This is a genomic window from Microcoleus sp. AT3-D2, from assembly GCF_036705715.1.
Classification (GTDB): domain Bacteria; phylum Cyanobacteriota; class Cyanobacteriia; order Cyanobacteriales; family Microcoleaceae; genus Microcoleus.
This window is the reverse complement of the sequence record NZ_JAUBVE010000087.1, coordinates 1-20,005: the sequence shown is the minus strand read 5'-3', so window position 1 is coordinate 20,005 and position 20,005 is coordinate 1. Positions and strand designations below refer to the sequence as shown.

Sequence of the window (20,005 nt, the reverse complement as noted above, 5' to 3'; positions counted from 1 at the left end):
CTGTCAAGTCGAGATTTTCGCCTGCTTTCTACCTTTCGATTACAGCCTCGGATCGACAGGTTCGCTCTCCATCGCTAAAACTCCAAAAACGCACTCGTGAACTTGTCTCAATGGAGCACCCGCCACAAATCTCTCCAATGCTTCTACACCGAGAGCAAACTCTCGCAACGCCAAAGAACGCTTGCCGGAAAGTCCGCGCGATCGCAATTTTTCTAAATGTTCCGGCAAAGAATATTCCAGACCATAAATAATCCGCAAATACTCTTTACCGCGACATTTTACCGCAGGCTGTACGAGTCCTTTGCTATTTTTAACAATAAAATTCATTGGTTTAACAACCATTCCTTCACCTCCCGCCGCCGTCATTTTTTCCCACCATTGAATCCCGGCAAATCTGCTGTCAAAATCGGCAATTTCAACTATTTTGTATTCAGTAGCTAACAGCAATTCAGGGTCAGCTTTACAAATTTGTGAAATCTGTTCCATGTGCCAACAGTGATTTTTGTCAGTGTGAACAGTTCCCTCGGTTGCCAAGATGTGGAAAGGTGCTAATTTGAGGTCTAAGAGCGATTTAACTGGCCAGCAGTAGCGCTGGTAGGCATTAACATAGCGATCGGCTAGTTCGGCTCGCTCTTGATAGCTGGTTAGCAAAGAATTAATTTCAACTCCCCGCTGGTTTGCCTGTTCTAAGTTCTTAATCGCCTCCGCAAACCCGTGACGAGATGCTGTTCCCACGGCGGCGTATTGCTCTTTCAATAAACCTTGAGCTTTGGCTGACCAAGGCATTAATTCGCAGTCCAAACACACCCAATCGGTTTGAAATTTCTCCCAAAAATTGCTGGCAGTGAGAGCGACATTTACCCGCGCTAAAAATTCTCTTTCTAAGGTAGAATTATCGAAAAAATGCCGTCCCGTGCGGGTGTAGCAAATGCCCATACTTTCGCTGAGAATGCCAAAGCGGCGTAAAGCTGCGGATGCGTCGCGGCACACGATCGCAACTGCACGGGAACCCATGTGCTTTTCTTCACATACAACTGTCGATATTCCCTGCTGTTGGTAGTAGCTAAATGCTTCGGCTGGATGTTCTAAAAGTCCTGGTTCTTTGGAGGTAGCGGCGGGAGACATTGTGGGCGGCAAATAAATCAGCCATTTGGGATTGGCTGCAAACCGACTCATTACTTCTAGGGCTGCGATCGCATTTTCTTCTTTAATCGTAATGTTACTTTGCAGGCGAGTTGAAATGATGCGTTTTCCGAGTACGTCGCTAATGTCCAGTACGTCATCAAACTGCTGTTGGGCGGTGAGATTCACTGCCGCCAAACCGCTATCGACCGCGGGTGAATTAATGTCTCTATTGTTAAGTGTAGTTTGGCTGTCTTGAAAGAGGATCGGTTTGGCAGGTTCGCAGTAAATTCTAGCAGCAGGAACGCTGACAAATTCTCTTTCGGGATACCGCAAAGCTGTTAGTTTGCCTCCGAAAACGCAGCCCGTGTCAATATCAACCGTATTGTTCAACCATTGTGTTTCTGGAACGGGGGTGTGTCCGTAAACAACTGCTGCCTGACCTCGATATTCGGCGGCCCAATTGTAGCGGACGGGCAAGCCGAATTCATCGATTTCGCCAGTTGTTTCTCCGTACAAGGCGAAATCTCGAATGCGGCGCGATGCGCGTCCCTGAAATTCAGCTTTCATCCCGGCGTGGGCGACGACTAATTTTCCGCCATCGAGGACGTAATGCCCAATCAAACTATCTAAAAATTGGCGAATTTCTCGTACTGCTGATTCGCGCAATTCATCGGGTAAAGCGGCAATTTCTGCTAAGGTTTGTTCGAGTCCGTGGTTGATTTTGACATTTTTGCCGTTGAGTTTTCGCAGCAGTTTGATGTCGTGATTTCCAGGTACGCACAAAGCTGTTTCTGCGAGTACCATGTTTCGCACGAGTTTGAGGGTGTCGAGAATGCGCGGGCCCCGATCGACCAAATCGCCCAAAAACACGGCTTTACGCCCCTCCGGGTGCGCGTAGGTGGGAAAATTCCCCAAATCGGATTCGCTGGATTTTTCGATAATTTGATAGCCCAACTGTTGCAGCAATTGTTCCAATTCGTCGCAGCAGCCGTGAATATCGCCGATGATGTCAAAAGGGCCGCAGTCGGCTTTGCGATTGTTCCACAAAGGTTGTCTCTCGACTTCCACCGCTTCGATTTCCTCTGGGGAACGGAGGAGGTAAACGTAGCGAAATCCTTCCCTATCTAGAGATTTGAGCGATCGCTTTAAATTCTGAACGTGGCGGCGAATTACATGATTTCCAAAATTGCGGTTTGCACGTTGTTGATTGCGATCGGCACACAATTTTTCTGGTAAATCTAGCACAATAGCAACCAAAAAGCAATGGTATTTTCGGGCTAATTCCACCAAAGATTTGCGGCTTTCCGGCTGAACGTTGGTGGCATCAATCACAGTTAGCTTACCTGCGGCCAGACGTTTAGCAGCGATTAAATGCAATACTTCAAAAGCATCAGCGGTGGCCGCTTGATTGTTTTCGTCGTCGGAAACCAGACCGCGGCAGTAATCCGATGAAATGATTTCTGTAGGTAGGAAATGCTGCCGCGCAAAGGTCGATTTGCCGGAACCGGATGCACCGATGAGGACGACTAGGGATAGTTCTGGAAGCGTAATTTTCATGATTTCATTGCGAGGGTCGTGAAGCAATCGCAAAGCCTTTGAATCACCCCAAGCTAACAAGGGGGTATTTTTTCGTTTCCTTTATGCACTGGAAAGAAGGGCACAGCATCGGGGAAGAGCATAGTCCTCAAATTGTATTTGCGACCACTGGGCGTAGTCACGGCCATGATCGATTTCAAAGTCGCTGGTGGCGCATAAGCCGTCAGAATAATTTGGTTTCCTTCATCGTCTAAATAATAGTTGGTCTCATTTGTCAACCAAAACAGAACTCTCCAAACCTGGATGTGACTCGGCATAAAAATTTGCAAGCTTTTCATCACCACAGCCTCAGTGGTAGCCCCGTCAGCGGCTTCCCAATCGTATTTACCCTGGATGACCTGGGTGTTCGGCATCAACGTCAACGTGTAGGGATTTGCCTTTACTTTTTCATTAATGCTAAATCTGCTCCCGGCATTTCCGGCATCCCCCTTAAATATGCCAGTTCGATAGTTCGCACGTGGCAGTCCCAAAAAATTTGCGATACTGTCTTTGCAGAATATTCGACAAAAATTGTAGTCAATGTCAGTAGGAGGAAGGAGGCTTCTATTCCTTTTACTTGCGGGAAGAGGAGCGTGAAAGGGGAACTTAGAACCCCGTAGAGGCCGGCCATTGATGGGCATATATTTTTAAGATCTCCAATTATATTTCTCTCAATTATATAGAACCTATTGTTCGTCAGTACGGCTCTGACCAAGATATTTAACTAATCGATTTTTGTCAACAGTCCGAATTTGAACGTTTGACTACCATTCCCACTCAAACTCCTTCCACTCAGTAGTCGTGACATCATCAAGAAGGACATCATCATGTTGCTCTGCCATTTTTGCGAACGCTTCCTCCCAGTCGGCACGCGGTTTTAGGGCTCCAGAAATGACGAACCAGCCGGCACCCGGTTTCTGGGCTGCACGAATGACGAGCCGATCGCCATGAACTTCAATTTCTACTGTTCCGCTAATACCAATTTGCCCTAACCAAGATTTGGGAATGTGAATGCCCTGAGAATTGTCAATTTTAACGATCCGGGTTTGAATAGGTTTACTCATAGCTGAAGCCTGCCTTTTTCCAAGTTTAACTATATTGTAAGCACAAACAGACTGTCGGTATTATTTTCACTGGGCGAATATTGCCATTTGCGTAGGCGAACCTACTTCTAAATCTTCAGTTCCCACACAACGAAACTCTACCCCACAGCCAAACCGTTCGGCAACCCCATTCGCCCAAGTTTGAAATTCGGCCCTTGTCCACTCAAAGCGGTGATCCCGGTGGCGAAATTTGTCCGCAGGCAAGTTTTCAAACCTAACGTTATATTCAATATTTGGAGTTGTGACGATCGCACTTTTGGGTCGGATAAATTCAAACAAAACCCGCTCAAAAGCAGCTAACCGTTCTAAATCCAGATGTTCGATCACTTCAATTACCGCCGCCGCATCAAAACCAGTCAAGCGGCTGTCCCGATAAATTAGCGAACTTTGAATTAGTTGAATGCGAGATTGCTGTGCGGGAGACAATCGATCGATTTGCAAACGTTCCCTGGCAATTTCCAATGCGCGATAGGACACATCGACGCCTGTAATTTGTTCGATCGAGCTTTCTTTCAAAAGCAATTGCAGCAGTTTTCCCTCACCGCAGCCCAAATCTACCACTCGCTTAGCACCACTTTGCTTTAAAACCTCCGTCACAGCTTCCAAACGCTCTTGATTCAAGCTAATTCGCTGTTCTAAAACTTCCTCTTCTTGCTGATGAGAAACTTCGAGATACTCAGGGTCGATATGAGCTTCTTCTGCTAACTGTGCCACAGCAATTCGCGTCAGACGACGCTGGCGTTTCAGATAGCGGTTGGCAATTTGTTCGCGGGCGGGATGCGCGTTCAACCAACCTTCGCCGTGATGCAATAACTTCTCGATTTCATCATCGCCCACCCAATAATGTTTGTCGTCATCCAACACGGGAATTAGCACGTAAAGATGGCTTAACAAATCCGCCAAACGAACTGTATTTTGCAGTTCTACAGAAAAGTAAGGACTCGCGCCCCACTCGGGAAATTGCTCGTCAAGAATCAGGGGTTTTGCTGCGACTTGATAGCCAAGCGGCTCAAACATTTGCCGCAGGAACTTCTCGCCACCGCGACAGGGCAAAACCGATAGATTAACTGTCAAAGGAAAAGCTGTTTCTGCGAGTTCTGGGCGGTCTTTGCAGCGACCGGATAGAGCTGTACCAAAGACTTTGGCGAGGGCGACAGACAGAAACGAAGAGGCAACGTAGGGGCGATCGTTCACGTATTGTTCGAGGGGGCGATCGCCCGATTTAGACTTGCCCCGCACCAAACCAATCGGATCCACATCTAAGAGTAAAGCTGCCGTGCACCTTTCTGCATTTGCCTCTGGATAAAACACGCTGGCTTGCCCGAAAGTCATCGGAAAGGATTGATGGCGATCGGGATGTTTGTGCAGCAAATAACCTAAATCTGTAGCAGGGACGCGAGTTGTAGAAATAGTTAGTAACATAATATTAGGAATTGGGCATCGGGCATCGGGCATCGGGCATCAGCTATTGGCAATTTGTAATTCCTCCTAATGACTAATGACTAATGACTAATGACTAATGACTACTAAGATTTCTGTTTTTCCACACTTCCCAAATCCAACTTAGCCCGCAACTCTTCCTTAATCCGATTTAAAATAGAATCCTCATCCAAAGAAGACAAAATCTTGCTCACCACAGCCTTTGGTCCATCATCTCCCCAAGAAGCACCATTAGCCAAATAAGCCTTAGTAACTTGACCGATACCGTAGGAAGAAACCCCCGCAATTGCAGCTTGCGTCCCCGCCACAGACAAATAAGGCCCTAAAGCCAAACCCCCCGTCGCCGGCGTCGCTAAACCCAACAATCCTTTCAAAGAACTCAAACCAAAATTAGCCAGCAATTCGCCCGCAGTAATTCCCCCCATACTAATCGCAATCTTTTGCAGCAATTCTACCGCGCCCGCTTCCGTCATCGCAATGCCGTAAACTTTAGATAAAGTTAAGATCATCACCACATCAATTACCGCACCGCTAAGAATATCAACTACAGTAATTGGATTAAGTGCGATCGCCACAGCTTTAGTCATTACCCCGTTCCAGATAATTCGATTAGCCGCGTCATCTCGAATTTCCATTTTTCGCTGCACCAACTGCTCGTTAATATCCCCCGCACAGAGCATCGTATTCAGCGCGACCAAAGATTTGCCTTCCCGGTCTAAAATCTCCAAAATCTTTAATTTTAAATCTTGCACTTGTGGCAAACTGCGAGTCATTTGCACGCCCATACTTCCGTCAGGACGGCGCACCGCCCTCGCCGTCAAAGGCGAAGCCGCCGCCATCACAATTTCATCGGGAGACAACAATTCTCTCACGCGATCGTCCCGAATTTTATGATAAATTGCCAGCCTGTCTGCATCAGGATACTGGTCAATTTTATTAAACACTAATAACATCGGTTTTCCGGCTTCCCGCAACTGCGAAAGCGCTGCGTATTCCACCTTCGTAATGTCGCCAGCCACCACAAACAAAATCAAATCTGCTTGTTGAGCAACTCGGCGGGCTAAAAGTTCGCGAGTTTCGCCGTCAACTTCATCTATTCCCGGAGTATCGACTAATTCAACTTGCGACAAACGGTAAATAACGGGCGAAAGTCGTGAGGGCAACTTCTCATCAATTCCCTCTCCGACATCCCACTGGCCAATAGTCGTGGTGCGAGTCACCCCGTGAGTCGGGCCAGTTTCAAACACATTTTGACCTAGCAGCGCGTTCAAAACCGAAGATTTTCCCCTTCCCACCATCCCAAACACAGCTATTTGCACGCAAGCGCGCTCTAGCTTGTCGAGCATTTTCTCCAACCCGCCAATTTCCGGTTCCAGTCCAGTTCGCTCTTGAAGTGTCAAGTCGAGATTTTCTACTATATCTCGCAGAGCATCTTTAGCGTGGCGCAGGTTGAGTTCTGCCTGAATGTCTGCGAAGCTTAAAATTGTGTCATCTAATTCTCGATCGACATTTGAAAAATCCGAGGCTTCAGTCATTGTTACCTGATGTTATAGCTTTGCTTCACTTAAAGTTTCAACCGATATGATGCCATTCTAGCTTTTTCCGTCTGCTTTGTACATTAGGGGTACGGCAATGTCGTGTTTAGAATCCGGGTAGGGACACAGAAATGCTGTGTCCTTACCAGGATTAGGGCACAGCATTTCTGTGTCCCTACAGATATCATGTAAAACCTGTTTAATTGACAACAATGATTAACCGCCTCCAAATAATAGCCAGTTATCCATTTCCTTTACGTGTAATAATTTTCCTATTAATCTTGCTAGCAATTTGGCTGCCGCTAGCAGCACCAATTTATCTGTTAGTTAAAGATAGTAACCTAGCAACTATTCTGACAATGGGGTTGTTGTTTGCAGAGTTTCTGTTCCTAGTGCCGCGCTGGGGAAAACAAGTTTACGGACAAACACAATTACTCAAAAGTTACGGTTTAATCAATACGCGAAAAAACGGTTTTGAGCTTTTAATCGGATTGACGATCGGGCTTTTGCTCACTTTCAGCTTATTTGGGGTACAAGGGCTGTTCGGCTTAGTCGCGTGGCAAAATTCTGATAATTTGCCGAGAATCATCGCAGAAGGGCTGTTAAGCGCCCTTGGAGTCGGTTTTGCGGAGGAGTTGGTATTCCGTGGTTGGTTGCTGGACGAGTTGCAGCGGGATTACAATTATAGAATATCTCTGTGGGCGAATAGCCTGGTGTTTGCCCTATCTCATTTTATCAAACCTGTCGCGGCAATGCTGGGGAGTTGGCCGCAGTTTCCAGGGTTGTTGTTGCTGGGTTTGATTCTGGTTTGGGGAAAAAGATCGCGCCAAAATCGCCTCGGTTTGTCGATCGGGCTTCATGCAGGTTTAGTCTGGGGATATTACACGATTAACATCGGGCAGTTAGTGCGATATTCGGCATCTGTTCCCGAGTGGGTGACAGGAGTTAACGGCAATCCGCTAGCTGGGGCGATCGGGCTCTTGTTTTTGAGTGTCTTGGCTGTGGGAATGCGAAAAATGTCCCAACAGTCCAAAGGTTTCTAGTAAGGACGAAGAGTCCTTATTTGCCACAACTTTGAGGACTAAATTCCTCACTACCACCCAACTTCTTGAGAAATTTATAAACTTATGAAACTCATCATCTTTGGCACTGCTACACTGTTAATGTATACAGGTTTGTTAGCTCCGGCAAACGCACAAAATAACGCACAAGTCAAGCCAAATAATTCTTTAGTTCAAGTGCAGACAACGCGAGAACAAGTTCTCAATGCTTGCATCCAGAATCGGGCTGAAACCTTGCCAAATCCTTTTAGCGATGTACCTTCTAATCACTGGGCTTACAAAGCTGTTTTGACAATGTATTATTGCGGGCCTTACCGAGAAGCGACGCCACCTGCTTTAATTAAAGAATTACTGGAATCGGGAGATACTACTAGAGAAAGTTTGCCTTCCCCAGCGCTTTTTCCCTTCCCATTACTAAGATTTTAAAACTGAGCCCGAACCGTAAACGAATAATCCCCACCTGGTTCAAGCTGATAATCCCATTTTTCCAGAAAGCGGTGCAGCGGTTCCTGAATCAATGCCCTACCCTGAGAAGGCTCAAGTATCAGTGTTTTTTCGGACGTAAAACGCCACTGAAACTGCCACTCAAAATTGCCGGCAGTCACTTCACCCTCAATCGTGCCTTTTTGCCAAGATTGGCCAGTAACCCGGACATATGCAGTTGTTTCTGGCAAACGTCTCGAACTCACCTTTTTGTTTCCGCGTTTGTTTCTGCAATTGTGCGACTATTGTAAAGGCTCATGGCTTTTTCTACTCCTTGGTGCAGACTCAGTTCCACAGCTTCTACAACCAGTTTAAGCACTTTCTCTACTAACTGACTTTCCTCTGAGGAAAATTTTCCTAAAACGAAGGAAATCGTATCTTTCTCATTTTTAGCAGCATCGTTTTGAGGTTTGCCGATGCCAATCCGCAAGCGGGGAAATTTGTCTGTGCCTAAATGAGAAATTGTCGATTTCATGCCGTTGTGTCCGCCGGCCGAACCGGCAAGCCGGATTCTCAATTTCCCGATCGGCAAATCCATATCATCGTATACTATTAATACCGACTCCGCAGGTATTTTGTACCAATCCACCGCCGCCCGAATCGCTTGACCCGACAGATTCATGTAAGTAAGCGGTTTCAGCAAGCGGATTTTCTGTCCCCGCGGCCGATTTCCCTCGCCAAATATGCCTTGAAATTTGCGATTTTCCGACAGGGAAATCTGCCAAGATTTAGCCAAGGCATCGACAGCATTAAAGCCTATGTTGTGTCGGGTGCGATCGTATTTAGGTTCGGGATTCCCCAACCCAACTATTAGCTGGGGAATTACTAACTCCGCTGGTGTTTCCGACTTCTGAGTGTTGTTCATTTAAATGTCTGTGCTATCTTCCTTGGGCTTCGCCGCCGCGAGTTTTTCAGTTTCCGGTTTGCTGCTAGTTGCTGCTGCTTCTTCTAGCTGCCTGGCTTCCCGCGTGAACTCCGACTCAAACTCCCTCGAAGCGTCTTGAAAGCCCCGAATTGCCTTCCCCATACTCCGGCCGATTTCGGGTAATTTTTTCGGCCCGAATACCAATAGGGCGATCGTAAAAATAACTGCCATTTCGGGCAAACCAATGCCAAAAATATTCATGGTTTTTCTCCAGCAATTTGTTTAGTTACTTCTTGTTTATTTATGGCAAAAGTAATCGGAAAGGGTAAGGAAAAACGGGAAAACTTAGCTTTTACCCTTTCTCCTCAACCCTAAGCTTTTACTTTTAGCCTTACTGTTTTGTGATCAATTTTTAGCGGCCTAGGCTCGACCAATCCATATCCACACTCTCCAGAATTAGAGAAGAGTTGTAGATTTGCAAAATAATCAACAAGAACACGAAAAACAGTCCAATGAAAACGCTCATCAACAGCGTGGTTCCCCAGCCGGGGGCTACCTTGCCGTATTCCGAGTTAAGGGGTTTGAGTATATCTCCTAACCAAGTCCGTTGTGCCATAAGTCACCTGCAATGAATCTCTACAGAAAAGTTTGACATATTTCTACCGCTAATTGCGATCGCAATTTCTCAGAAATGCTGCAGGGGGACTCGCAAAACGGGGAGTGGGGGTTGGCTGCCATAGCGTACAGCGCCTAAAATCACTAGACTTTCAGACGGATTGTTATTTTTTGTAATATTATAGAGTGGAGCACTCATAATCGATCAAAAATATGGAACCCGCAGCAGTTCTAGGCATTTCACTGGGCGTGTGTCTGGTGGCAATCACCGGATTCTCGATCTACACCGCTTTCGGTCCCCCTTCTAAGGAATTGAGAGATCCTTTTGAAGAACACGAAGACTAAAGAAGAAGGAAGCCACAACACGGATTCGGACACGGCCACACTGATGAATTTAAGTGTGTTTCCAGATATCTCCTATTCTCTGTCTCTCCCTCTCTCCCTGGTAGATATTCTTCTAGGGGTGGGAAGGGAGTGATGCTGTGAGGCGATCGCCGATCGCCTACTCGTCAATGGTATATTTTTCAGAAATACAGTAAATCTCTATTCCATTTAAGCTAAAAATTATCAAGTTTCAGGGCAAAGCATAATGGGCAATACCTTTGGGCATTTATTTCGGATCTCGACATTTGGGGAATCTCACGGCGGCGGTGTGGGAGTAGTAATTGATGGTTGCCCGCCCCTGGTGTCGATCGACGCATCGGAAATTCAAGCCGAACTCGATCGCCGCCGCCCTGGCCAAAGCAAAATTACCACACCTCGCAAAGAAGCAGATACCTGCGAAATTCTGTCCGGGGTGTTTGAAGGCAAAACTTTGGGAACGCCGATCGCAATTTTAGTCCGCAATCAAAACACTCGCCCCCAAGACTACGAAGAAATGGCGACAACTTACCGCCCTTCCCACGCTGATGCTACCTACGATGCTAAGTACGGAATTCGTAACTGGCAAGGCGGAGGTCGAAGTTCGGCGAGGGAGACAATTGGTAGAGTAGCAGCAGGGGCGATCGCTAAAAAAATTCTCAAACAAGCAGCAGGAGTCGAAATAGTCGGCTACGTCAAACGCATCAAAGACTTAGAATGTGTCGCCGACCCGGACACTGTTACCTTAGAACAAGTAGAAAGCAACATCGTCCGCTGTCCAGATGCTGAATGCGCCGAAAGAATGATTGAACTAATCGAAAAAGTTCGGGATAGTGGAGATTCGATCGGCGGTGTAGTCGAATGCGTCGCCCGCAATGTACCCAAAGGGCTGGGAATGCCCGTATTCGACAAACTCGAAGCCGATTTGGCCAAAGCCATCATGTCCTTGCCCGCCAGCAAAGGCTTTGAAATTGGTTCCGGGTTTGCCGGGACTCTGCTCAAGGGCAGCGAACATAATGATGAATACTATACTGATGATAAGGGTGTAATTCGTACAGTGACAAATCGCTCTGGCGGAATTCAGGGTGGGATTGCTAACGGCGAAAATATCATTTTGCGGGCGGCATTCAAGCCGACTGCGACAATTCGCCAGCAGCAGCGCACCGTTACCCGAGAAGGCGAAGAAACGCTGCTGGCTGCCAAGGGACGGCATGACCCTTGCGTTTTGCCAAGAGCTGTGCCAATGGTGGAAGCGATGGTAGCTTTAGTGTTGTGCGATCATCTGCTGCGCCATCACGGACAATGTGGAACCTTAAAGCCTGAATTTTAAAATGGAAATCAGCTTGTCCTCTGTAGCGGCAACTCCCGTTGATTGCCCTCAACCCTCCGAATCAATAAAAGGTATAGATGATTTTGTAGTACAGTTTTGGGGCGTGCGGGGCAGTGTTCCGACACCCGGACAGGAAACTGTTCGCTACGGCGGCAATACTTCTTGTTTGGAAATGCGAGTCGCTGGCAAACGCTTGATTTTTGACGGCGGAACAGGCTTGCGGATGCTGGGAGACCAGTTGGTGCAAGAAATGCCGGTGCAAGCTTATATGTTTTTTACTCACTATCACTGGGATCACATTCAAGGTTTCCCGCTGTTCGCCCCAGCTTTCATCCGCGGCAATAGCTTTGATATTTACGGGGCGACTCCGCCGGATGGAGATTGCATGAAAAGGCACTTCGTCGAACGGGTGCTCCACTCGAATTCGCCGGTGCCGCTGATGGGTTTGCAGGCAGATTTGAATTTCTACGAACTCAATCACAACCAGACGATGATGCTGGACGATATTGAGATTAGGACGGGTTCTCTGAATCACCCGAATACTGCTATGGGATATCGGGTGACTTGGCAGGGACGATCTGTTGTTTACTGTTCGGATACTGAACATTTTCCCGATCGGCTAGATGAGAATGTCTATAATTTAGCCCTCGACGCTGATGTGCTGATTTACGATGCGATGTACACAGATGAGGAATATCACAACCCCAAGTCTCCGAAGGTGGGTTGGGGACACTCGACTTGGCAGGAAGCAGTGAGAATGGCTAAGGAGGCCCGCGTAAAACGAGTGGTGATTTTTCACCATGATCCGGCTCACACAGACGATTTTCTCGATCGCATCGCCGAAGATGTGCAAATCGCTTTTCCGAAGGCTGTCATGGCCCGCGAGGGTCTTATTTTGCCGATCGGCTTCTGAACATTCGCCTAGGCGAGCTCGATCAAACCATCAACCGATCGAACCATAATTGTTATGTGAATATGTGGATCTGGTCTCGCCCCCCGATCCACAATTTTTTTTAATTTGCAGCAAACTCTTAACTGCATGGTATAATTCTTGCTTGTTAAGTTTTTAGGCAGATTATTTAAGGTTTTTTTTATTCTTCAACCGCGTCCGCAAGACGCCAAGACGTAAGATAATTGGAGGATTGCCAAGGGTGAAAAGGAGACAGTTTTGAATGTCAACAAACACGGGGAGGCGAGGATCTCGCACGCCTGAGTGCTAGGCTGATGCCAGTAGACTTCCAGAAGCCTTGTTACAGATTAATTATTAAGGACAAAAACTGAAGTTATAGCTCGGATCAAATAAAAGCGCGATCGGTTTTTTGGACTCATGAATATTGACAACTTTCAAAAGCTAATAGCTTTTAGGTACAAACTGAGAAAATTTTCAGCAGTCAATTTGACTAACCAGAAAGAAACGATCGCTCTGGCGTTTGGCAGTAGCTGCGGCAAGCGAATGTTATGACTTGACTATCAAAATGGGAAATTTACGTTTTAGATCTTCAGCACATCAATACAGATGGATTGCCTTAGGCAGTTTTGCTGTAATTATGGGTATTTCAGGCGCCCTGGCCTACCGCCTCGCCCCGCCCCCCGGATTCATGGCTCAAGGCACTCTCACTTCTAATAATCCGCCAGTCAAATTTTCGACCACAGGCACGACAATTCTCAAGCAGGGAGAGCAACTCACCCCAGAGGTTCTCCTAGCAGATAATGTTGTCAAAGCAGTGGCAGATGCAGTTAAGCTGTCGCCCCAGCAAGTTCGACAAAATGCTAGTGTCAAGATTTCTAAGCCGGAACAACCCCTACAAATTGTGGTTGGGTATCGCTCGCTCGATCAGGAGCAAGCAATCCAAACGGCGGATATGTTGATGAAGGGCATGGTTGAAAAAAGCCGCCTGATTAACAGATATCGGTGGCAATCAGTCAATCAGTCGCTCAACCAACGCTTGGCACAAGTCACTCAAGACCTGAAACAAGCTCAACAAAAACTCGACCAATACGAAAGAGAACGCGCTCGTCTGTTGCAGCAAATGAAGCTTCAGCAAGACTTTTACAACAAAACTCAGCTTGCAATGGCGGATACGCAAGCGTCGGAAAAAGAAATGGTCAGCAGTTTGGCCGCCGCTACAGTGCCACAAATTGTGGCGACGCCTACGAGTGATCCGACAGTGCCTCTGATTTTGGGAATTGGCTTGCTGTTGGCGATTTTGGTCAGTCGCGGTTTGATTCCTTCGGTGGCGGATTGGAAGTACAAAGCAGCTTTTCAGCGAGAAGAGAGCGAAAGGCTCCAAAGTGCTTTGTACCGATTGATCAAAGAAGGCCGCGGCGAAATCACTCTGGTGCGGTTTGCGATGGAAACGCGGTTGTCGCCGGATGTCGCTCAGCGTTTTTTGAACCAACAAGCTGAAGTTTTTAATGCCAATTGCGAAATTAAAGACGACGGCAGCATTTTGTATCACTTCCACATTTAAAGGGCTGCGAGCGATCGCGCTTCACAGAAAAATTTAGCCGATCAAGTCTTCACTGCTCGATCGGCTTGTTTTTTTCTTAATAGGACTTATATCTGGTTCGGTCATCAACTATCCCCCTTTAGGTAGGCGCGGATTTAGGGGATCTAGAGCTTACACTACTACTACAGATTTTGGTGAACCCGCTGACGCGAGCTGGCGTTGTGGTGATTTTACCCGACATGATATTACCCTCAATCCGGTTTCTTACCTTCTAGGATGCCCCGGATCTAAAAATTGCTCGATCGACATAGGTGTTGACTAACCTAGAACACCCGAAGATTGGGCCAGTTCGTCCCAGACGGGCAAAAAAATATTTTTTGTGTTCCGCTTGATTCTTTATTAAATGTAGATATAATCGTAAAAAATAAGTAAATGTACGGTTGCTTTTTACCGGAGTTACCGGATTAAGGGGTACTTTATCCTTAAATATTTATTAAGGTAGAGTTAAACTCAGTAGAAATGCTGTAGTATAGAGAGATAACAGATTCAGGGAGGTTATGTAGTTTCACATCAAAAACTTGATCGGGCAAAAGCCTGGAATCAAACTCCCCGACTGAAAAGGTAAATTTTCATATTGAACTTTTGTAATCACCTAGAGGCAAAACCATGATTTTTGGAATAATTGGTTCTTCTTTCGTAGCTTACTTTTTGCTAATGTCGATCGCTAATTACGGCGACACTGGAATGTAGATTAGTTAAGGCACTTATGCACCGAGACATAAGGCAGCAGGCAAAAAAAGCTGTTTGACAACTTCTTGACAACTTCGATTAAGTCTCAGCTTGGGCCATGTCTGTCGTGTCAGAGTCGTGTCTGATCATACAAAAAAATGGATGAAGGAGTCGTTAAGTACCGCTGTGACTGGGAAGAAGCAGACCCTGTAGCTGCCCGGAACATAGCAGATTTGATGGACTGGCGCGATCGGCTCCACGCTTGGGGATTAATTGGCGTCTACGAAAATGGCATAGGGTTTGGCAACGTCAGCGTCAGACTCGGCAATTCTTGCCAATTCGTGATTTCGGGAACCCAGACTGCACACTTGAGAACTCTGGGACCAGAATCATACTGTACTGTTACCGAATTTAACTTAGAACAAAATTTCCTCGGCTGCCGGGGGCCCGTACAAGCTTCGTCGGAGTCCCTGACTCACGGGGCCCTGTACCTTCAGAGAGAGGAGGTGGGCGGGATAATTCACGTCCATAATCCTAAGTTATGGCAGCAACTGCTGTTTAAGATTCCTACTACTAGAAAAGAAATACCTTACGGCACTCCTCAGATGGCCTTAGAAATGTTTAGGCTTTTTGAGGAGGAGAATTTGGCTGATCGCAAAATTCTGGCCATGGCCGGTCACGAGGACGGCATTATCTGTTTTGGCACCACCGTAGACGAAGCTGGAAAAGTGCTTTCGGCTGTGATTGGTTAGATATGAGAGCTGGCACTATTCTCAAAAAAAGCTAAGAAACCTGATTTAGGAGCAAAAACCTAGGATTTTACCTCGGTCTATGCCAAGAAACTAAGGTGATGACGTGGATGCCTGATTTGAGTTAGACTGAGCTTTACCCTTGACATCGGGCCGCTGGCTCGATTTAGCCTAATGGGCTCAAAACTTTTGAAGTGCCTCTTGCCTCTGCGGTAAGGGAAAGATATTTTTAAAGAGAAACACATTATATAACAAAAGCTGAGAGTCATCGTGAATCAAACTAAACTTGTAAGCTCAAAAGAATTGCAATCAGAGGTATCTCGTCTCACCGAAGAGCTGCAAATGCGCGACCAATTGGTGCAGCAGTTGTCTCAAGAACTTTTCAGGCTGGTGAAGGGCAATTCTAATTTTGTGCCGGCGCCGGAAGTTTCCGATCGCCACCAAGCTCAAATGCAGGCAATGCGGGAACAACTCCAAGCTGTTGAAGAACAGGTGAGTTTTTATCAGGAACAAATCGCCGAACGGGATGCTGAGGTTTACCAACTGCGGCAGTCGGTGCAAGAATTGACGGATCGCTCTCGGATGCTGGAACAGGTGGTTCAGGAATTGCCAGGGGTCTACCGCCAAAAGTTTGCCGAGCGCATCGAGCCAATTAAGGAAAAGTTGGATCAATTGCAAAAGGAAAACCGCCAGTTGCACACTGAGTTGCAAAGCGTAACTTACCGTCTCGCTGTGCGGAGCCGCAAGGCTAAGGGCCTGGATCTGCCGAGCGTCGATGCTGAGGACGATCGGGGAATTCAAATGCCGAGCTTTGGCAATGTCTAAGGTTTTGATTGTGGCGGGTGGTGAGAAAGATTCGGCCGCAAGTCTCAAGGCGGCGATCGCTCAATCTCATCCTTTAACAGAAGTCAATATCTGTGAGGTTTCGGAACTCAATTCAGGCGCGATCGCTCCGGGTGGGGCGATATTTTGTCCTTTGACGTTGGATGTATCAGAAAATCTGGTTTTTCCGGCTCAAGATGTGTTTAGATTTTGCGGAAATGTTTCGGCGGCGCGCGATCGGGTGGCTCAGGAGTTGCTTTTTCCCGCCGGCGAGGGCAATTTTTGGCTGCCTGTGGTGTTGACGGCAAAGGGCCCACTGTATGCTGAGGTGATCGGTGGGGAACCTGACAAGCAGTCTGGCAAGTTGAGTTACTCTCAACCGGTGCATTTGTCGGATGTTTGGCGGCAGCAGTTGTATGAGTTGGCTTACGGCTTGCTGAATCTTTTAAATGCGCCGCCGGCGACTTATTTGATGCAGTTCGGGTTTGTAGGGGAAAGAATTTGTTTTGATCGACTTTGGCCTTTTCCGGCTGCACCTGCGATCGCTTCTGTCGGCGTTCAAGTGCCGGATTTATTTCTTTGTCATTGGTATTGCTTGACAAATCAACCTATTTATGATATAGAAATTAGCTCTGCGGTTGCTTGAAGCCTCTTGGAAACTTGAGATTTAAACTCGGGATCTCATTTGAATCAAGCAACTAAAGCCGGAGTTTCAGTGGAGATAACTTGCTCGAAACTGTCGAAGATTTCAAAGAGTTGGTCGAGTTGAGTAATTTCAAAAATTAGCTTGACTGTGGCTGAGAGGTTGCAGATGACGAGGCGGCATCCCCGGTGGCGGGCGGCGTTGAGTCCGCCGACTAAGGCGCAGATCCCGGAACTGTCGATGAAATCTACGGCGGCCATGTCTATTACCCAGAGTTTGTGGCGATCGGGTACAATCTCGGCTAGCTGTTGCTGGAGGAGGCTGCCGGCTTGGGAGTCGAGGCAGTTGTGAGGTTGAAGGACGATGGGTTGGTTGAAGGGAAATTCCATAGTAGTTATCCTACGATCGTAAAGTATGAATAAGTTAGTTTAGTTGCTGACTCTCTTGAGAGACTCAGGGGATTTCAGCGTATGTTTTAGGATGCGCGATCGCCCTTGTGGGAATCGGTGGGTAGAGCCGTTGTGATAAATTTAGTAGGAAAACTGGCTAGCGATCGCGCGGAACGCAACCGCAACAATTCTCTATTCATCTAGTATGCCTCAAAGGCTAATTTTTAGTTAGACCAGCGATCGCGACAACAGTGTGTTTTTCATCACAGCGAAAGATTGCACTATTGGCTGAATCGAGCCAATATATAAATGTATTGAGCTTTGCAAAAGTTTACGAAGGCAGTATCGAATGTCTTTTGAGTTTTTATCGTTAGAGACTATTCAGCAGTTTGCGCGTGATTACGGCTACTGGGCAGTATTTCTGGGAATTTTGCTGGAAAATCTGGGAGTTCCTCTTCCAGGCGAGACTATTACGATTGCTGGCGGGTTTTTAGCTGGCAGTGGGGAACTGAATTACTGGTATGTACTCGGCAGTGCGATCGCTGGTGCTACATTGGGGGGAAATTTTGGTTATGCGATCGGCAGGTACGGTGGCTGGCCACTGCTGCTGAAGCTGGGACAATTTTTCCGCTTTCGAGAAGAACAACTGTTTGACTTAAAAGAACAGTTTAGCAAAAATGCAGCTAAAGCCGTATTTTTGGGCCGTTTCATCGCACTGCTGCGAATTTTTGCTAGCCCCCTAGCAGGTATTGCAGAAATGCCTTTTTGGAAATTTTCGCTGTTCAATGTTCTGGGTGCTGCCAGTTGGGCATCTGTAATGGTAAGTTTATCCTACTTCTTGGGACAAGTTGTGTCTTTAGAGAAATTGGTAGCTTGGGCTGCTCAATTTGCGGTATTTGCTTTGCTGTTAGCAGTTGCTTGGATTGCGATTCCTATTTGGTTGGAGGCGCGGAGTTTGGACAAGACTAAATAGGGTTGCAATCCGTTACCCAAAAAACTCAATATTCTTGTGGAACGGGCCGGAGAGCCCGTTCTTTATAATATTTGAACATACGAGCTTAAACTTACATTTTGTGCCAAGATTAGCAACGGGCTAGAAGCCTGTTCCACAAACAATAAACTTTTTTAAGAAAAAACGCAACCATACATTTATAAGAGGTAGAAATCATGGGATACACTACAATTTTTGACGGGATATTTCATTTAAATAAACGGTTATTAGACAGCGAAGCTATTTACTTATTAGAGTTTTCTCGAACTCGAAGGATGAAGAGAAATCCGGCGATTTTGCAAAGTATTCCCGATCCGGCGAGAACAGCGGTGGGTTGGCCTGTGGGCGAAGAAGGCTGCTATTTTGTGAATGAAAAATGGGATGAAGATTCGGAAGTTTCCGTTGTCGATTACAACCGCCCGCCCAAGACTCAGCCCGGATTGTGGTGTAACTGGATTCCTACTGCTGACGGCGGGGGGATTCAGTGGAGCGGCGTAGAAAAGTTTTATGATTATGTCGAATGGTTGCAGTATCTGATCGACAATTTTCTTAAACCTTGGGGTTATGTTTTAAATGGCGAAGTGCATTGGCAGGGGGAAAGGGAAGAAGATATAGGAATGATTTTAGTTGCCAGCAATCTGATTATTTTGCCAGAAGGTGCTGAGGAATTGTTGAGGTATGCAGTGTCGCCGGTATCGGTGCCAAAGTTTGTTTGGGATTGTTTCAAGACGATGGAAGGGACGGGATTTTCTTTGAGAGATTGGAAGGAGATAATTGATAAAGCTGTGGAGTTGGGATACGGGGAAGCAGCGCTGTGGATTAAGCCTAATTTTGACAAATATTTTGATGGTTTGGAGCGGGGTTTTGAGTTTGAGGGGAATTTAATTGAGACGAAAGATTTGGGATTGTGAGTAGTAGTTTCGATTTGTGGATGATGCGGCTATAATTGTAAGTAGGAGAAAATGAGGATTTACTATGACGGCAGTAACAGAAGTCCGCGAAGAATTAGCTGAGGACAAAGTTGAGGAAAAAGTACAGAGTTATTACTCTCCCGAAGAGTATTTAATGCTGGAAGAGGGGGCAAAATTTAGAAGTGAATATCAGAATGGCAGGATAATCACTATGACAGGCGGAACACCGAATCATAATCAAATAGCTCTTAATTTGAGCGGGAATTTAAATTTTGCTACGAAAGGACAACCGTACCGAGTATTTATAAACGATTTGCGTTTGTGGATACCGTCAAAGCGGGTTTATACTTATCCTGATGTGATGTTGGTGGCGGGGAAGTTGGAGTTTGCTGAGGGTAGGAAAGATACGATTACTAATGCGGTGATGGTGGCTGAGGTTTTATCGGAATCGACGGCGGATTATGACAGAGGCGGCAAGTTTAAACTTTTTCGCACGATTCCTACTTTTCGAGAGTATGTTTTGATAGATCAATACGAGATGCACGTCGAACAGTTTGTGAAGACGGATGATAATAAGTGGGTTTTGTCTGAGTATGATGGTGTTGATGCGGTGTTGAAATTGAGTTGTGTGGAGTTTGAGATGCGGTTGGGTGATATTTACGATCGCGTGGATTTTGAATCTGAGTCTGAGGAGTGATCGCCCTCGAACAATTTGATTAAGTAATATTATGTTCGACCAATTTACCCTAGTTCTTGTAGATACTGTCTTGACCTGTCAAGGGGTAGCAGTCAAATAATTGGGGTCGAAAGGCTTTTGGGATTTTAAAAT

General features: G+C 46.5%; 22 protein-coding genes. 12 read left to right on the top strand and 10 right to left on the bottom strand.

Annotation, left to right across the window (positions count from 1 at the left end; all coding sequences use genetic code 11):
• Positions 1-39: 39 nt before the first annotated feature.
• The 5 genes from QUB44_RS26450 to QUB44_RS26430 form a co-directional block, all read right to left on the bottom strand.
• On the bottom strand, positions 40-2,682 hold the full coding sequence (locus tag QUB44_RS26450; protein WP_333372183.1) for a polynucleotide kinase-phosphatase: 2,643 nt from the start codon (positions 2,680-2,682) through the stop codon (positions 40-42).
• A gap of 53 nt (positions 2,683-2,735) precedes the next feature.
• On the bottom strand, positions 2,736-3,191 hold the full coding sequence (locus tag QUB44_RS26445) for a hypothetical protein (protein ID WP_333372181.1): 456 nt from the start codon (positions 3,189-3,191) through the stop codon (positions 2,736-2,738).
• A 273-nt stretch (positions 3,192-3,464) separates the two neighbouring features.
• Entirely contained in the window at positions 3,465-3,764 is a 300-nt protein-coding gene (locus tag QUB44_RS26440) for an AbrB/MazE/SpoVT family DNA-binding domain-containing protein (protein WP_333372179.1), read from the bottom strand.
• 66 nt (positions 3,765-3,830) lie between these two features.
• Positions 3,831-5,225 (bottom strand): 3' terminal RNA ribose 2'-O-methyltransferase Hen1, encoded by a 1,395-nt coding sequence (locus tag QUB44_RS26435; RefSeq protein ID WP_333372177.1) that lies wholly within the window; start codon positions 5,223-5,225, stop codon positions 3,831-3,833.
• Between the two features lie 104 nt (positions 5,226-5,329).
• Positions 5,330-6,778, bottom strand: a complete 1,449-nt coding sequence (locus QUB44_RS26430) for a GTP-binding protein (RefSeq protein WP_333372175.1) — start codon at positions 6,776-6,778, stop codon at positions 5,330-5,332.
• A gap of 212 nt (positions 6,779-6,990) precedes the next feature.
• Here QUB44_RS26430 and QUB44_RS26425 point away from each other — a divergent pair, with 212 nt between their 5' ends.
• On the top strand, positions 6,991-7,821 hold the full coding sequence (locus tag QUB44_RS26425) for a CPBP family intramembrane glutamic endopeptidase (RefSeq protein ID WP_333372173.1): 831 nt from the start codon (positions 6,991-6,993) through the stop codon (positions 7,819-7,821).
• An 84-nt stretch (positions 7,822-7,905) separates the two neighbouring features.
• Complete coding sequence (locus QUB44_RS26420; protein ID WP_333372171.1) at positions 7,906-8,265, top strand: S-layer protein; 360 nt, start codon at positions 7,906-7,908, stop codon at positions 8,263-8,265.
• On the opposite strand, the gene QUB44_RS26415 is transcribed toward QUB44_RS26420, so the two are convergent.
• The 4 genes from QUB44_RS26415 to psbH all read right to left on the bottom strand — a co-directional run bounded on the left by QUB44_RS26415 (position 8,262) and on the right by psbH (position 9,803).
• Entirely contained in the window at positions 8,262-8,528 is a 267-nt protein-coding gene (locus QUB44_RS26415; RefSeq protein ID WP_006633689.1) for a DUF3146 family protein, read from the bottom strand. The genes QUB44_RS26420 and QUB44_RS26415 overlap by 4 nt on opposite strands.
• Positions 8,525-9,187 (bottom strand): aminoacyl-tRNA hydrolase, encoded by a 663-nt coding sequence (pth, locus tag QUB44_RS26410; RefSeq protein WP_333372169.1) that lies wholly within the window; start codon positions 9,185-9,187, stop codon positions 8,525-8,527. Before pth ends, QUB44_RS26415 begins: the two co-directional genes overlap by 4 nt.
• The gene (locus QUB44_RS26405; RefSeq protein ID WP_333372167.1) at positions 9,188-9,448 is read right to left on the bottom strand and encodes a TatA/E family twin arginine-targeting protein translocase; all 261 of its coding nucleotides are present in this window, start codon (positions 9,446-9,448) and stop codon (positions 9,188-9,190) included.
• Between the two features lie 151 nt (positions 9,449-9,599).
• A complete protein-coding gene (psbH, locus tag QUB44_RS26400) occupies positions 9,600-9,803 on the bottom strand; it encodes a photosystem II reaction center phosphoprotein PsbH (RefSeq protein ID WP_015176007.1) in 204 nt (67 codons plus the stop codon).
• 212 nt (positions 9,804-10,015) lie between these two features.
• On the opposite strand from psbH, the gene psbN reads away from it, so the two are divergent.
• The 7 genes from psbN to QUB44_RS26365 all read left to right on the top strand — a co-directional run bounded on the left by psbN (position 10,016) and on the right by QUB44_RS26365 (position 16,888).
• On the top strand, positions 10,016-10,147 hold the full coding sequence (gene psbN, locus QUB44_RS26395; protein ID WP_006633693.1) for a photosystem II reaction center protein PsbN: 132 nt from the start codon (positions 10,016-10,018) through the stop codon (positions 10,145-10,147).
• A gap of 244 nt (positions 10,148-10,391) precedes the next feature.
• The gene (aroC, locus tag QUB44_RS26390; protein WP_333372165.1) at positions 10,392-11,492 is read left to right on the top strand and encodes a chorismate synthase; all 1,101 of its coding nucleotides are present in this window, start codon (positions 10,392-10,394) and stop codon (positions 11,490-11,492) included.
• 1 nt (position 11,493) lies between these two features.
• Positions 11,494-12,405 carry an MBL fold metallo-hydrolase gene (locus QUB44_RS26385; RefSeq protein ID WP_333163148.1) on the top strand — a complete coding sequence of 304 codons (912 nt, stop codon included), beginning with the start codon at positions 11,494-11,496 and terminating at the stop codon, positions 12,403-12,405.
• A 634-nt stretch (positions 12,406-13,039) separates the two neighbouring features.
• Positions 13,040-13,963, top strand: a complete 924-nt coding sequence (locus tag QUB44_RS26380) for a hypothetical protein (protein WP_333311473.1) — start codon at positions 13,040-13,042, stop codon at positions 13,961-13,963.
• Between the two features lie 866 nt (positions 13,964-14,829).
• Complete coding sequence (locus QUB44_RS26375; protein ID WP_333167532.1) at positions 14,830-15,423, top strand: class II aldolase/adducin family protein; 594 nt, start codon at positions 14,830-14,832, stop codon at positions 15,421-15,423.
• 267 nt (positions 15,424-15,690) lie between these two features.
• Entirely contained in the window at positions 15,691-16,245 is a 555-nt protein-coding gene (locus QUB44_RS26370) for an Npun_F5560 family protein (RefSeq protein WP_333167530.1), read from the top strand.
• On the top strand, positions 16,238-16,888 hold the full coding sequence (locus QUB44_RS26365; RefSeq protein WP_333372163.1) for a hypothetical protein: 651 nt from the start codon (positions 16,238-16,240) through the stop codon (positions 16,886-16,888). The genes QUB44_RS26370 and QUB44_RS26365 overlap by 8 nt, the downstream gene beginning before the upstream one ends.
• Before the next feature lie 44 nt (positions 16,889-16,932).
• Here the strand turns inward: QUB44_RS26365 and QUB44_RS26360 are convergent, their stop codons facing one another.
• Positions 16,933-17,274, bottom strand: a complete 342-nt coding sequence (locus tag QUB44_RS26360; RefSeq protein WP_333372161.1) for an STAS domain-containing protein — start codon at positions 17,272-17,274, stop codon at positions 16,933-16,935.
• A 349-nt stretch (positions 17,275-17,623) separates the two neighbouring features.
• On the opposite strand from QUB44_RS26360, the gene QUB44_RS26355 reads away from it, so the two are divergent.
• From QUB44_RS26355 to QUB44_RS26345, 3 genes are all read left to right on the top strand, one after another.
• A complete protein-coding gene (locus QUB44_RS26355; RefSeq protein ID WP_333372159.1) occupies positions 17,624-18,247 on the top strand; it encodes a DedA family protein in 624 nt (207 codons plus the stop codon).
• Positions 18,248-18,441: 194 nt separating this feature from the next.
• Positions 18,442-19,176 carry a hypothetical protein gene (locus QUB44_RS26350; RefSeq protein WP_333372157.1) on the top strand — a complete coding sequence of 245 codons (735 nt, stop codon included), beginning with the start codon at positions 18,442-18,444 and terminating at the stop codon, positions 19,174-19,176.
• 64 nt (positions 19,177-19,240) lie between these two features.
• Positions 19,241-19,873 (top strand): Uma2 family endonuclease, encoded by a 633-nt coding sequence (locus QUB44_RS26345; protein WP_333372155.1) that lies wholly within the window; start codon positions 19,241-19,243, stop codon positions 19,871-19,873.
• Positions 19,874-20,005 lie beyond the last annotated feature (132 nt).